9 protein-coding genes are annotated in these 14,961 nt (G+C 71.5%); 2 read left to right on the forward strand and 7 right to left on the reverse strand.

Going from position 1 to position 14,961, the window contains the following annotated elements; all coding sequences use genetic code 11:
* Positions 1-27 precede the first annotated feature (27 nt).
* The 7 genes from WBN91_RS07000 to WBN91_RS07030 all read right to left on the reverse strand — a co-directional run bounded on the left by WBN91_RS07000 (position 28) and on the right by WBN91_RS07030 (position 12,186).
* Positions 28-2,361, reverse strand: a complete 2,334-nt coding sequence (locus WBN91_RS07000) for an NEW3 domain-containing protein (protein WP_337723482.1) — start codon at positions 2,359-2,361, stop codon at positions 28-30.
* 72 nt (positions 2,362-2,433) lie between these two features.
* Complete coding sequence (locus tag WBN91_RS07005; protein ID WP_337723481.1) at positions 2,434-5,097, reverse strand: hypothetical protein; 2,664 nt, start codon at positions 5,095-5,097, stop codon at positions 2,434-2,436.
* Between the two features lie 51 nt (positions 5,098-5,148).
* Positions 5,149-5,910, reverse strand: coding sequence for an amino acid ABC transporter ATP-binding protein (locus tag WBN91_RS07010; RefSeq protein ID WP_337723480.1), 762 nt, complete (start codon positions 5,908-5,910; stop codon positions 5,149-5,151).
* The gene (locus WBN91_RS07015) at positions 5,907-6,731 is read right to left on the reverse strand and encodes an amino acid ABC transporter permease (protein ID WP_337723479.1); all 825 of its coding nucleotides are present in this window, start codon (positions 6,729-6,731) and stop codon (positions 5,907-5,909) included. The genes WBN91_RS07010 and WBN91_RS07015 overlap by 4 nt, the downstream gene beginning before the upstream one ends.
* A 210-nt stretch (positions 6,732-6,941) precedes the next feature.
* Positions 6,942-7,763, reverse strand: a complete 822-nt coding sequence (locus WBN91_RS07020; RefSeq protein ID WP_337723478.1) for a basic amino acid ABC transporter substrate-binding protein — start codon at positions 7,761-7,763, stop codon at positions 6,942-6,944.
* 156 nt (positions 7,764-7,919) lie between these two features.
* Complete coding sequence (locus tag WBN91_RS07025) at positions 7,920-10,595, reverse strand: MGH1-like glycoside hydrolase domain-containing protein (protein ID WP_337723477.1); 2,676 nt, start codon at positions 10,593-10,595, stop codon at positions 7,920-7,922.
* Positions 10,596-10,776: 181 nt separating this feature from the next.
* Entirely contained in the window at positions 10,777-12,186 is a 1,410-nt protein-coding gene (locus WBN91_RS07030) for a M20/M25/M40 family metallo-hydrolase (protein ID WP_337723476.1), read from the reverse strand.
* A gap of 553 nt (positions 12,187-12,739) precedes the next feature.
* Here WBN91_RS07030 and pdhA point away from each other — a divergent pair.
* Entirely contained in the window at positions 12,740-13,933 is a 1,194-nt protein-coding gene (gene pdhA / locus WBN91_RS07035; protein ID WP_337723475.1) for a pyruvate dehydrogenase (acetyl-transferring) E1 component subunit alpha, read from the forward strand.
* Complete coding sequence (locus WBN91_RS07040; RefSeq protein ID WP_337723474.1) at positions 13,933-14,961, forward strand: alpha-ketoacid dehydrogenase subunit beta; 1,029 nt, start codon at positions 13,933-13,935, stop codon at positions 14,959-14,961. Before pdhA ends, WBN91_RS07040 begins: the two co-directional genes overlap by 1 nt.

Below are 14,961 nucleotides of genomic sequence, written 5' to 3' on the forward strand. Positions count from 1 at the left end.
ACCGAGCCGGGCGGGGCTCGTCGCTGTTCAGGCCACGACTTCCAGCGGCACGGCGGGGGAGCGGCGCACCAGGCCCGCGCCCGCCGCCTTCGCACGCAGCCACCACCGGCCCGCGGTCGCCCAGCGGGGCGCCGCGACCGAGAACGCGAACTCCGCTCGCCCCCGCGCGGGCACCTCGCCGCCCTGGACCCACGGCCGCACGAAGTCCCAGGTCCCCCAAGGGCTCACGAGCCGCACTTCGACCGCGACCGGCGCCCACAACGCCGACGCCACGGCCACCCGCACCTCGGCCCGCTCACCGGGGTGCAGCGACACCGGCTCGGGCGGGCGCGCGATCCACAGCGGTTGCACCGGGCCGTCGTCCCAGGGCGGACCGCCCCACTCCGGGACGTCCACCAGCAGCACGTCCTCGACGACCGGCTCGACGTCCACCTGCGCCCGCACCGGGTACAGGCCGGGCGCGGCCCACCGGGGTCGTTCGACCGACACCGCGGCCCTCGCGGACCCGCCGGGCGGCAGCGTGAACGGCACCTCCGCCGGCGTGGCCCACCACCCCGGCGGCGCGACCAGGCGCACGCGTCCGGTCACCTCGTCGTCGGCCGCCGACGTCACCACGACCTCGCGCTCGCCCCGCAACCGCACGCCCACCGGCGGCCGACCCAGGGCCGGACCGCGCTCGTGCCGCAGGTGGTCGGCGAACAGCGGGCCGGGTTCGGTCGAGGTGGTGATCGGGCCGACGTCGGCCGGCTCGGTCGGCGTGCCGGACGCGGGCAGCAGCCCCGACCCGTCGACACCGACCACCGCGACCAGCCGGTGCGCGCACTCCTGCTCCGCCCGCGCCGGGTCGCCGCACGGCACCGCGTACTCGACGGTCTGCTGCTGCGGGAAGTCCGCCGGCCGCACGACCTCCTCGACCCCGGGCCACCGCACCCGCAGCTCGCCGGGCACGTCGTCCACCGAGGTCACGCAGTCCACCCAGTCCACGCCCTCCCACAGCGTCAGGGTCTGCGCGTACGCCACGCCACCGGTCCGCCCGCGCACCACGACCCGTTCGCCGACCGGGCTGTGCCACACGGTCACCGTCGCGGGCTCGGTGGCGCCGAGGTCGTTGCCGACGGCGGGTGCGAGGAGTTCGGCCTCGTCCACCAGCCGCACCAGGCTGGTCACCACGCCGCCGTGCGCCGGCTCGACGGTGAGCAGGTGGGCGGAGTTGGCGATCTGCGTGCCGCCGCCGCGCGTCCACCCCTGCGACGTCCCGCCGGTCAGGTGGAACACCTTCCACCCCAGCGCGGGCACGTTCCCGGCGTGGAACACCACCGTGTGACCTTCGTGGACACACGGGTGCACACCGTCCGCCGACACCACGGACACTTCGGACAGCTCGTCCTCCAGCCGCACCTCGACCATGCCGGAACGCTTGCGCGCCAACGGGTTCCACACCACGACCGGCACACCGGGGCCGGATGTGTCCACAATGGACGACAGCTTGCGCAGGACGGTGTCCCGCACCTCCGAGGCCAGGGCGTGGGCCTCCCGCGACGACACCAGCGGGTCCGCGTCGTCCGCGAGCCGCGCGCGGACGTGGGCCAGCACGTCCTCCGGCGGTTCGGCGACCAGCGACGCGAACGCCTCCGCCTCCTCCACCACCCGCGTCGCCGCGCGCACCTCGATCCCCTGCGGCACCGGCACGTCCTGGGGCAGCGAGCACACGAACCGGGGCGACGAGTACCGCGAGTTCCAGTCGTGGTGCATCTGCCGGAACCAGCGCCCCTCGCCGACCAGCGCCACGTGCCGCGCGCGCGTGCCACGCAGCCGGTCGAACGCGGCCCGCTCGGCGTCGGCGAGCGTGTCCGCCCGCTCGACGGACGCGCTGTTGGCCGGCAGCAGCCGGTCGACCAGCTGCACCCGGTTCTGCTCGATCAGCGCGGCCAGCGGCTCCCGGTCCTCCGGGCGGGTGTCCAGGTAGGGCTCGACCAGGGCGGCGAGCAGGCCGAACCGGTAGGACGGGTCGGCCAGCGCGAGCGCCAGGTGACCGCGCACGCCGTCCACATCCGCCGCCTGGGGCACCAGGTGCAGCGTCCGCCCCGGCTCGGCGACGGTCAGCTCGAAGTCGACCTCGTGGTGCTCGTCCCCGTGCCGCACGACGGCCCGCGCGGGCAGGACCGTGCCGGGCGGGTGGCCGGACACGTCGACCGGCACCTCGTGGCCGAACAGGCCGGGAGGCGAGTCCGGGCCGTGGCGCGCGCTGCGGATCCCGTCGCCCTCGACGTGGACGTGCACCGGACCGTCGTGGTCGGTGGTGCGCACGCGGACGACTTGCAGGGAGCCGACGAACAAGTCGGTGGACTCGACGACGACCATGATTCGACCTCAGCACTGCGACGTCCGATGTGGAATCCCCCAAACCGGCACCAACCACCCGCAGGAGTGCGGTCAGCGCTTGAGCATCCGCGTGAGACCCGCGGCCACCGTCGTGGCCAGGACCCACCCCGTCACGATCAACGCGGCGCCGATCCACTGGGAGGCGCCGGCCAGCTGCCACCGGTTCTTGTTGCCGAAGTCCACGATCGGCACCACCAGGTCGATCGTGAACAACCACGGGTTCCACGGCAGGCGGTCATCGGCGTTGATCACCTCCAGCTTCGGCCGGACGGAGAACCAGACACTGCCCAGCACCCAGGACACCACGAGCCACGCGAGGGCGCGAGCCGGCCGGTACCCGTACCCGACCATCGACCGCTGCAACCAGCTCCACACCAGCACCAGCGGCCCCAGCCACCGCCGCCCCTCGGCCACGGCCCGGTACCGCAGGCGCTGCTTCTCGACCAGGACGGTGGCGGCGTGCTCGTCGTTGCCGGACGCGCGCAGCATCTCGGCGAACTGGTCGTACGGGCCGGGCCGGTAGGCGCGCCGCATGGCCTGGCGCAGCCACCGCAGCCGGCGGTCCACCTCGCCGTCGTCGCGCAGGTCGATCGGGTTGCGCAGCGAGTCGTAGCGGAACTCCTCCAGGTCGATGTAGCCGGTCGCCGACCAGAACGCCTCGTTGTCGTCCAGCGAGGTGCAGCGGACCTGGCGCAGGGTGACGTCCCCGCGCGGCGGGGTGATCGGCGTCAGCACGAGCTCCTGCACCTGGAGTCCGAGCGCGTTCAGGGCGTGGCTGTCGAGCTTGTCCCCCAAAACGGATCCGCTGAAGTTCGCCATCCGCCCCACCTGCGCCCGCCGCGCCCGCACACCCCCGTGCGCCACGAACTCCTTGACCCCGCCCGCACAGATCAGGTCCCGCCCGATGACCGCGCCCCCGACGTCCAACGACGGTTTCCCGGCGGGCATGTGCCGGTAGCGCCCGGGCTGGGTGATCCGACTCCCGCGCAGGTCGAGGTTGGCCCCGATCCGCACCCCCCGCAGCTCCAACCCACCCGCGACTTCCACTTCCCGGGCGGTCAGGTTGCTGCCGATGTGCGACCGGTTCCCGAGCACCGCGTCCGCACGGGGGTTGTCCAGCTCGGAGCCGTCGAGCGTGAGACTGCCCTTGACCTGGAGGTCCACCATCCGGATCTGCCCACGCACATGGGCGTGCCGAGCCACGACGTCCCCACCGACCTGAGCCCCGTCCAGGTGCAACGCCCGCCCGAACCCGGTCGGCTCCGCCACCCGCCCCACACCGTTCTGTCGGTCCCCCGTGAGACGATCGAGACGGGGGCCGGAGGCCACGCCCAACACCTCACCCGCCCCCTCGCCCTCGGCCACCGCAGCACCCTCCAGCGCGGCCTCGACAGGCTCCACGGCCGCCCCCGATCCAGCCTCGGCCGCCCTCCCTGCCACCCCCGACGCAGCCTCGGCGGCCCTCCCGGCCGCCCCCGACGCAGCCTCGGCGGCCCTCCCTGCCACCCCCGACGCAGCCTCGGCGGCCGGCCCCGGCCCAGCCTCGGCCGCCCTCCCAGCCGGCCCCGACGCAGCCTCGGCAGCCCTCCCGGCCGCCCCCGGCGCGGCCCGGGTGAGCTTCGCGGCCAGCCCCAGCGCAGCTCCGGCGGCCCTCCCCGCCGGCCCTTGCGCGGCCTCGGCGGCCTTCCCGGTCGGCCCCGACCCAGCCTCGGCGGCCTTCAACGCGGTCTCGGCGCGCACCGGCGCGGTCTCCCCGGAATCCTCGCCCGCCCGCGCCCGCACAGTCCCGTCCGCCGAAGCCCCCGGCCGCGCGTCGAAGCGCCCACCCGACAGCGACAGCGAGCCCCCGAGCGTCGCGTTCACCATCCGAACCGTCCCGGCGCTGCGGAAGTCCCGGTCCAGCTGCACGTCCCCGTCCACCGTCACCCGGTCGAGCACCAACGTCGACGCCGGGTCCGCGTGCGGGTCCAGGCCCGCCTCCTCGTCCACCCTCCCCGCCGCCAACTCCGCACCCCGCAGCGTCAGCGCCGAGTCCACCCGGGCGTTGGCCAGCAGCACGGTCCCGTGGATCGTCGAACCGCTGAGCAGCAGGTTCCCGCCCACGTGCACCCCGGTGGCGTTCACCGAGTGCGCCCCGGGGTTGCTCAACGTCCCACCGGAGAAGTTGCAGTTCCCGCCCACCTGCGCCCCGGCCATCCGCAGCTCGCCGGACACCGAGACGCCCTGCCCCAGCAGCGCACCGGCCAGCTTCACCCGGTCGGCGTGCAACGCGAGCCCGCCGGGAGCCACCAGCCGCGCGTCGCGCAGCTCCAGCGACCCGGCGATGTCGGCGTCGGTCAGGTCCACCAGGCCCTCGACGGTGCTCCCCGCCAGCGACACCTCGTTGGCGCTGCTGAGGTTGCGCCCCCACAGGCCGGGCAGCCGGCACCCGCTGAACACCACCCCGGCCAGCCGCCCCTGCCGCAGGTCCGGCGCCTCCTCGAACCGGCACCGGACGAACTCCAGCAGGTAGTTCAGCTCCACGGCCCGCAGGTCGAGCACCCCGGTCAGGAACCGGTCCTCCACCCGGATCACCGGCGGCACCGACGGCCGCCGCAACCCGAGCCGGAACGCGCTCTCGCCCAACCCGCGCAGCACGTCCGCGGCGGGCATGCGGAAGGCGCGCGGCGGGCTGGGGTCGAACACGTCCAGCTCCCGCGCGCCCACCTCAGTCATGTGATCGACAATGCGGGCAAACCCGCCGAGCCCGCAAGCGAACGCGGAAAGTTACGCCGAAGGACCCTGGTGGGTCGGGTCGAGCACGCGCGCCAGGAACGACTGGGTCCGCTCGTGCTGAGGGTCGCCGATGACCTGCGCCGCCGGACCCTCCTCGACCACGTACCCGCCGTCCATGAACAGCACCCGGTCGGCCACCTCGCGCGCGAACTGCATCTCGTGCGTCACCACGAGCATGGTCATGCCCTCGTCGGCCAGCGCCCGCATCACGCCCAGCACGTCGCCCACCAGTTCGGGGTCCAGCGCCGAGGTCGGCTCGTCGAACAGCATCACCGACGGGTCCATCGACAGCGCCCGCGCGATCGCCACCCGCTGCTGCTGCCCGCCGGACAGCTGCGCCGGCATGGCGTTGACCTTCTCCGACAGCCCGACCCGCTCGAGGTTGCGCAGCGCGATCTGCTGCGCCTCCTTCTCACCGCGCTTGAGCACCTTGCGCTGCGCCACGGTGAGGTTGTTCAGCACGCTGAGGTGCGAGAACAGGTTGAACCCCTGGAACACCATGCCGATCCGGGTGCGCGCCTTGTCGATGTCGCAGTCCGGGTCGGTCAGCTCGACGCCGTTGACGACGATCTTGCCGGCGGTCGGCTCCTCCAGCAGGTTCACGCACCGCAGCAGCGTCGACTTGCCCGAGCCGGACGGCCCGATGATGCACACGACCTCGCCGGGCGCGACCGACACGTCGATGCCCTTGAGGACGTCCAGCGGCCCGAACGACTTCTTCAGCCCGGTGATCTCCACCGCGACGTCGGTCATGCCGACACCCCCAGCCCGGTCGACTCCGGCGTGCCGATCTTCCGGCCGCCGGTCCGCTTCTCCAAGTGCCGCGACAGGTGGCCCAGCGGCAGCGTGATGATCAGGTAGCACAGGCCCGCGACCAGCAGCGGCGTCAGCGACGGCGACCGGCTCAGCGTCTCCCGGCCGAACTTAGTCAGCTCGTAGTCCGCGGCGGTCAGGCCCACGACGCTGATCAGCGACGAGTCCTTGATCAGCATGATCAGCTCGTTGGTCAGCGGGGGCAGGATGATCCGGAACGCCTGCGGGATGGTCACCGTCACCAGCGTGCGGCCGGGCGACATGCCCAGCGACCGCGCCGCCTCGATCTGGCCCTTGGGCACCGCCAGGATGCCCGCGCGGATCGTCTCGGCGATGTAGGCCGAGCCGACGATGCCCAGCGCGAGGCCGGCCGTGGAGTTGATGTCGAACTTCAGGCCGAACGCCAGCGGCACCGCCACGCTCAGCGCGACGAACACCAGCAGCGCCGGCACGCCGCGGAAGAACTCGATGTACGCGGTGGCGATCCACCGCCACGGCGCCACCGGCGACAGCTTCATCAGCGCCAGCAGCAGGCCGAGGCCGAGGCCGATCGCGAAGCCGAAGGCGCTGTAGATGATGGTGTTCACCAGCGCCGTCTGGATGACGGTGGGGAACATGCCCGCCGCGGTGTCGAGGTTGAAGAATGACTTGCGGATGTCTTCCCAGTCCGCGAACACCGCGATCAGCGCGACGATCACGAGCAGCAACGCGTACTGCGCCCGGCGGAACATGATCGCCCGCCGGCGTTTGGACATGGCCATTTCTCTCGGCACTCCTAGCAGGGGGTCGGACAAGAACCGGGGCCGGTGCTGCGTGAGCACCGGCCCCGAGGGTGTGCGAGGCCGCGTCGGCCTGTCGCGGTGCCTTTCGCCCCGATCACGCTGTTCGATCGGGGCGAAACGCGCCGCGATGGGCCGACTTCCCGGCGGCCGAGCCGCCGCGACGGAGGAGCGGCGATTCCACCCAGCCGGTCACTTCTTCTCCGGCTTCTTGCCGAACCACTTCTCGTAGATCCGGTCGTACTCGCCGTTCTCCTTGGCCTTCTTCAGGACCTCGTTGACCTTGGCGAGCAGGGCCGAGTTGCCCTTCTTCATGCCGATGCCGTACGCCTCGCCGGTGTCGAACTCCTTGGTCACCGCGGTGTCCGGGAATTCCTTGACGTAGTCGTAGAGCACGCCGTTGTCGTTGATGGCGGCGTCGACGGCGCCGGTGCGGACGGCGGTCTCCATCAGCGGCAGGTCCTCGAACTCCACGACGGTGTAGCCGTGGGCCGCGGCGTTCTTGTTCGCGTACTCCTCACCGGTGGTGTCCTGCTGGACGCCCAGGCGCTTGCCCTTGAGGTCGGGCAGGTCCTTGATCGGCGAGTCCTTCTTCACCAGCAGGGCCTGCGAGGCGTCGAAGTACGGGTCCGAGAAGTCGATCGCCTTCTTGCGCTCTTCGGTGATCGTCATGCCGGCGGCGGCCAGGTCGCACTCGTTGGTGGCGAAGACCGTGCCGGAGGTGATGTTCTCGAACGGGGTGTCGAAGATCTCCTGGGTGACGCCCAGCTCCTTGGCCACCAGGTCCACCAGGTCGACGTCGAAGCCGACCGTCTTGTCGCCCTCGGAGTACTGGAAGGGCTTGTAGGACAGGTGGGTGCAGGTGACCAGCTTGCCGCTCTTCACCAGGGAGACGTTGGTCGACCCGCTGTCCCCAGACGAGCCGGTGTTGACCTTTTCGGCGCAGCCCGCCACCACGACCGCCAGGGCGATCGCGGGGACTAGGGCGAGCACGTGCCTGGTACGACGGGCCACGGCGTCACTCCTCGTAACTGTGTCGGTCGAGTGTTCGGCATACTGCCACTTGGGTGACTTGGTGCACAGCACGCGCGTGTTACAGCCCGAAGTGACGCATGAATCTTGCGTCACACGGGCGTTCTGGGCACAAGATGTTCAGGCGTTTGGGCTAAATCACACAATAGATGCACCCAGAGCGCCGGTTTGACGACGATCTGTCAACAACGACGCCACCAGCGCCGTCCACCCCGTCTGGTGGGTCGCCCCGAGCCCCTCGCCGGTGTCGCCGTCGAAGTACTCGCTGAAGGTGACGTGGGCCCGCCACAGCGGCGAGTCGGTCGCCTCCACCCGCTTGCCGTCCGCCGGGCGGCGCCCGTCGTGGTCGGGCAGGAACAGCGACACCAGCCGTCTGACCAGCTCGTCCGCCGCCTGGCCGGCCGTCACGTGCCGCTGGGAGCGGGTGGGAAGTTCCACGTGGAACCTTCCCTCGTGGAACGACTCGACCGTCCGCAGCGCCTCGACGAGCAGCGCGTTGGTCGGGAACCACACCGGGCCGCGCCAGTTCGAGTTGCCGCCGAACATCGGGGTTCGGGATTCGCCGGGTTCGTAGCCCATCCGGTGCTCCTGGTCGGCCACCTGGACCTCCAGGCCCTCCCGGTGCGCCGCGGACAGGCTGCGGATGCCGTGCGGCGACAGGAACTCGCCCTCGTCGAGCATCCGGCCCAGCACCCGGCGCAGCTTGCGCTCGTCCAGCAGCGACAGCAGCGCCCGGTTGTCGTGCCTGGTCAGGAACTGCTTCAGCTCCGGCCGCCTGGCCAGCAGGTACTCCAGCCGGCGGGTGAAGCCGGGCAGCTCCTCGAACACCCACGGCTCCAGCACCGCGCACGCCAGCACCGGGATCAGGCCCACCATCGACCGCACCCGCACCGGCTGCGACTCCACCGAGCCGTCGGGCAGCCGGCGCGTGACCACGTCGTAGCAGAACCCGTCGGCCTCGTCCCAGATCCCGCTCTTGCCCGAACCGAACCGGGTGGACGCCTCCGCGATGCTCAGGAAGTGCTCGACGAACTTCGTCGCCACGTCCTCGTAGGACTCGTCGTGCCGGGCCAGCTCCAGCGCCATCCGCATCAGGTGCAGCGAGTACGCGGCCATCCACGAGGTGGCGTCGGACTGCTCCAGCCGCCACTGCCCCAGCATCGGCTCCGACCGGTTGACCGGGCCGATGTTGTCCATGCCGAGGAAGCCGCCCTCGAACAGGTAGCTGCCGTCGGCGTCCTTGCGGTTGACCCACCACGAGAAGTTCAGCAGCAGCTTGTGGAAGACCTTCGCGAGGAACTTCCGGTCGTGGTCGACCTGGTAGACCTGCAACGCCGCCCACGCGTGCACGGGCGGGTTCACGTCCCCGAACTCCCACTCGTAGGCGGGCAGCTGGCCGTTGGGGTGCATCAGCCACTCACGGCACAGCAGGAGCAGCTGCTCCTTGGCGAACGCCGGGTCCACCTTGGCGAACGGCACGGTGTGGAAGGCGAGGTCCCACGCCGCGAACCAGGGGTACTCCCACTCGTCGGGCATGGAGATCACGTCGGCCACGTCCAGGTGCCGCCAGTGCGCGTTGCGGGCGTGCGGCGACTGGCGGGACTTCGGCGCGGCGGGCTGCGCGGGGTCGCCGTCCAGCCACTCCCGCGTGCGGAACCGGTAGTGCTGCTTGGTCCACATCAGGCCCGCGAGGGCGCGGCGCACGACCTTGGCGCGCAGCGGGTCCAGGTCCGTCTCGTGGAAGGCGTCGGCCTCCTGCCGCCGGTCCTCGACGGTGGACTGGAAGGACGGGCCGAAGGCGTCCAGGTGCCCGTCGCCCTCGACCAGCCGCAACCGGATGCCCACGGACTCGCCGGGCTCCACCGGGTCGAACGAGTACCAGGCGGCGGCCTTGGTGCCGGGCTCGCTGGTGTCCTGCGGCCCGACCACCCGGCACGCCCGGCTCTCGCCGTGCACGACGTACCGGTCGATGCCGTCCTTGGTGTGCGGGGTGGGGTTGCGGGCGGCCCCGAACAGCTCGACCTCGTTGGTCTCGTTGTCGGTGACCAGCAGCGTCGGCGTGCCCTCGACGTGCAGCGTGTACCGGCCCAGGGCGGCGTGCTCGGCGGTGATGCGCCGCCACCCGTCCGTGGTGCAGGCGCGCAGGCTCGGCCGCCGGTCGTCGCGGCCCCACGCCCACGTGTTGCGGAACCAGAGCTGGGGCAGCAGGTGCAGCGGGGCCGGGTCGGGGCCGTGGTTGGTCGCGGTGATCTCGACGCAGATGTCGGTCGGCGAGGCCTTCGCGTAGGTCACCTGGACGTCGAAGAACCGGTTCTCGTCCAGCGCGCCGGTGTCGGACAGCTCGGGCTCGCGCTCGTTGCGGCCCGCGCCGCGGGCCATCTCGCGCAGCTCGGCGTAGGGGAACTCGGCCTGCGGGTACCGGTAGACGACCTGCATCCACGAGTGCGTGGGCGTGCCGTCGGTGACCCACCAGTGCTCTTTGACGTCCTCGCCGTGGTTGCCCTCGTTGTTGGTCAGCCCGAAGTACCGCTCCTTGAGGATCGGGTCGCGGCCGTTCCACAGGGCGATGCCGAGGTTGAGGAACCCGTGCACGTCGCAGATGCCCGCGATGCCGTCCTCGCCCCACCGGTAGGCGCGGGAGCGGGCGTGCTCGAACGGGAAGGACGTCCAGGCGTCACCGCCGGCGGAGTAGTCCTCCCGCACCGTGCCCCACTGGCGTCCGGCGAGGTAGGGACCCCAGAGCCGCCAGGGCGCGGTGGGCGAGTCCGACTCGCTCAGGCGCACCCGTTCGGCCTGCTGCCGTTGCTCGTTCACCGGGCCAGTGTGCGGCATCGATCCAGTAAACCCGGTTACCGGTCGGTTAGGTCACACCCGGTGGCGGGAAACTGCCGCTGCACGGGTGGCCCAGATCACACTGCGTAACCCTGTCGGGCTGTTGACCAGCGGTTTTGTGATCTTGGGGCGCGGGGTTGCCGCCCGCGCCCCAGGTCTCGACCTATCGCTGTGCGTGGGCGTCGAGGACGTGGGACACGCCCTCGGTGATGCGTGCCGCGTGGGCCAGGTTCAGCCACTCGTCGGGCACGTGGCAGTTGCTGTCCGGGCCGACCGCGCCCGTGACCAGGAACTGCGCCGCCGGGTAAGCCTCGTGCAGTAGCCCCATGAACGGGATCGAGCCGCCCAGCGCCACCGTCCGCCAGGGTGCCCCGAAGACCTCCTTGCCGACCACGTCGAGCGTGTCGCGCAGCCACGGCGCCAGGTCGGGCGCGTTCCAGCCGTTCGCGTGCTCGACCCGGGACAGCTCCACCGTCGCCCCGTAGGGCACGTCGGTGGTCAGCTTCTCCACGACCGCGTCCAGCGCGGCCCCGGAGTCGGCGGTCGGGGGCAGGCGGAAGCTCAGCACCAGCGTGGTGAACGGCCGCAGCACGTTGCCCGCGTCGTCCGGGGCGGGCATGCCGTCCGCGCCGGTGATCGACAGCGTCGGCCGCCACCCGGCGTTGAGGGCCAGTTCCACCTCGTCGTCGGCCATCGGCCGGGTGGACCCCGCCCACGGCACCGACCCGGCCAGCACGCCCGGCGCGGCGGCCACGGCGTCGCGGACCTCGGCGACCCGGTGCTCCGGGATGTCCACGTGCATCTCGCGGACCAGCACCTCGCCGGTCGCGGAGTCCTCCAGCCGGTCCAGCAGCTGCCGGGCGACCCGGAACGAGCTGGGCACGATCCCGCTGGCCATGCCCGAGTGCAGGCCGCTGTCCAGCACCCGCACAGTGAGCGTCACCTGGGTGAGCCCGCGCAGGGACGTGGTCAGCCACATCCGGTCGTAGTCGTTGCCGCCCGAGTCCAGGCACACCACCAGCGACACCTCGCCCAGCCGGGGCTTGAGGTGCTCCAGGTAGGCGGGCAGGTCGGGGCTGCCGGACTCCTCGCCGGTCTCCAGCAGCACGACGCACCGGGCGTGCTTCCCACCCGCCGCGCGCACGGCCTCGATCGCCGCGACGGCCGCGTAGCCGGAGTAGCCGTCGTCGGCCGCGCCGCGCCCGTACAGGCGGCCGTCGCGCACGACCGGCGTCCACGGGCCGAGCCCTTCGGACCAGTTCGCCACCGGCGGCTGCTTGTCCAGGTGGCCGTACATGAGCACGGTGTCGCTCGTCGAAGCGGTCGCCGGCACGTCCACCAGCAGCAACGGCGTCCGACCGGGCAGTCGGACCACCTCGACGGTCGCGCCCAGGTCGCGCGTCGACAGCCAGCCCCGCACGTGCTCGATGGCGGCGTCGAGGTGACCGTGCTCCTCCCACGCGGGGTCGAAGCCCGGCGAGATCGCGGGCACGGCGACGAGTTCGGACAGGCTCGGGAGGATGTCGTCGTCCCAGAGCCCTCGGACGGTACGGGTCAGCACAGAACGGTCCACTGTGTCATCTTGCCTCGGCTCCGCCGAGGCGGGCTCGGCCGCCTTCAGTCGGCTCGTCGCGCGGCGGCTCCCACCGATCGGAAAAGCTGATCGGCGTGAACCGCGGCGCGACAAGCCGACGCGGCCTCGCGATCCAATCACGGGTTCGGGCGTTCACCCTCCGGGCAACCCTCGAAACACCGACCTTCGGACGTCCACTCGAATCTGGACCGATGAACCCAGCTAAGACGCCGACCGGCCGTGTCCGCCGGCGCACGGACGGTGGTTAACGAACGGTAACCGGGACACGGGTGTTCGTTCACCGAACGTCTCGCTCGGACTGCCGAAGATTGGCCTTCCTACCGTTATCCCTGTTCAGGGAGGTGCGTCGACTGTTACAAAGTGGGACGGGGCTCACCAAGTCGAGTGAGCGCATGTCAGGATGTGGAAGAGAACACCGTCAGCGCCGACGGTTGTCCGACCACCCCCACCCGGGGCGGCGGCGACTGGCGGTGCCGCCGCGCATGGTCGTCACGAGCGACTTGGCGGCCTCGTAGACGAGGAGTAAGGCGCAATGTCGTCCCCTGAGAAATGGACGCACCCCGGGCCGGACAGCCCACCGGCGACCGCCGCCAAACCGACCGCGGAACAGGTGATCGCAGGCTTGCGAGCGACAGACGAGGGCGGCGCCGACCTGGTGCAGCTGCTCACCCCCGAGGGCGAGCGGGTGCAGCACCCGGACTTCGACATCGACATCACGGCCGAGGAGCTGCGCGGGCTGTACCGCGACATGGTCCTGGTGCGCCGGGTCGACCGCGAGGCGAACGCGTTGCAGCGCAAGGGCCAGCTCGGCATCTGGGTGCCGCTGCTGGGCCAGGAGGCCGCGCAGATCGGCGCCGGCCGGGCCATGCGGCCCGACGACATGGCCTTCCCCAGCTACCGCGAGCACGGCATCGCGTGGTGCCGCGGCATCAAGCCGACCGACCTGCTGGGCATCTTCCGCGGCACCGACAACGGCACCTGGGACCCGGTCAAGCACCGCTTCCACCCGTACACGATCGTCATCGGCAACCAGGTGCTCAACGCCGCCGGTTACGCGATGGGCCAGAAGTTCGACGGCAAGGTCGGCGACGACGACGGCGAAGCCACCATGTGCTTCTTCGGCGACGGCGCGACCAGCCAGGGTGACGTCCACGAGGGCTTCGTCTGGGCCGCGGTGTACGACGCGCCGCTGGTGTTTTTCTGCCAGAACAACCAGTGGGCCATCTCCGAGCCCACCGAGCGCCAGTCCCGCCTCCCGCTCTACCAGCGGGCGCGCGGCTACGGCTTCCCCGGCATCCGCGTGGACGGCAACGACGTCCTGGCCACCCTCGCGGTGACCAAGTGGGCGCTCGACGAGTGCCGGCACGGCAACGGCCCGATCCTGATCGAGGCCTTCACCTACCGCATGGACGCGCACACCACGTCCGACGACCCGTCCCGCTACCGGCTCTCCGACGAGCTGGAGCTGTGGAAGCTCAAGGACCCGATCGAGCGGGTCAAGGTGCACCTGGTCAAGCAGCAGTGGGCCGACCAGGAGTTCTTCGACTCCGTCGAGGCCGACGCCGAGCAGATCGCGATCGAGCTGCGCGACTACTGCGTCACCCTGCCCGACCCGCCCGCCGAGCGGATCTTCAGCGAGGTCTACGCCGAGGGCAACCCCGTCCTGGAGGCGCAGCGCGACGAGTTCCTGGCCTACCACGCCGGTTTCGCGGGAGGTGAGCACTGATGGCCGCTCCGACGATGGACCGACCCACCGCCAACAGCACAGGGGCGCCCGCCGTACAGACGATGACCATCGCCAAGGGCATCAACAACGGCCTGCGCGCGGCGATGGAAGCCGACCCCAAGGTCCTCGTGATGGGTGAGGACGTCGGCAAGCTCGGCGGCGTCTTCCGCATCACCGACGGCCTCCAGAAGGACTTCGGCGAGCAGCGCGTGCTGGACACGCCGCTCGCGGAGTCCGGCATCATCGGCACCGCCGTCGGCCTCGCGATCCGCGGCTACCGCCCGGTGTGCGAGATCCAGTTCGAGGGCTTCATCTTCCCCGGCTTCGACCAGATCGTGTCGCAGGTCGCCAAGCTGCACTTCCGCACCCAGGGCCGGCTCAAGCTGCCGATGGTGATCCGGGTGCCGTTCGGCGGCGGCATCGGCGCGGTCGAGCACCACTCCGAGTCCCCCGAGTCGTACTTCGCGCACACCGCGGGCCTCAAGGTCGTGTCGTGCTCCAACCCGGCCGACGCCTACTGGATGATCCAGCAGGCCATCGCATCCGACGACCCGATCCTGTTCTTCGAGCCCAAGCGCCGGTACTACGAGAAGGGCGAGGTCGACACGACCGCCGCACCCTCGCCGCTGTTCGCCTCGCGCGTGCTGCGCACCGGCACCGACGCGACGCTGGTCGCGTACGGCCCGATGGTCCGCACCGCCCTCGACGCCGCCGCGGCGGCCGAGGAGGAGGGGCGGTCGCTGGAGGTCATCGACCTGCGCACGCTGTCCCCGCTGGACCTGGCCCCGGTCTACGACTCGGTGCGGCGCACCGGTCGGCTGGTCGTGGTGTCCGAGGCGCCCAGCGAGTCGTCCATCACCAGCGAGATCGCGGCCAAGGTGCAGCAGGAGTGCTTCTACTCCCTGCAAGCGCCGGTGCTGCGGGTGACCGGGTTCGACACGCCGTACCCGCCGTCGAAGCTCGAGGAGGAGTTCCTCCCCGACCTCGACCGGGTGCTGCACGCCGTCGACCGCTCACTGGCCTGGTAA

The organism is Saccharothrix sp. CCNWYY140, from assembly GCF_037401995.1.
Classification (GTDB): Bacteria; Actinomycetota; Actinomycetes; order Mycobacteriales; family Pseudonocardiaceae; genus Actinosynnema.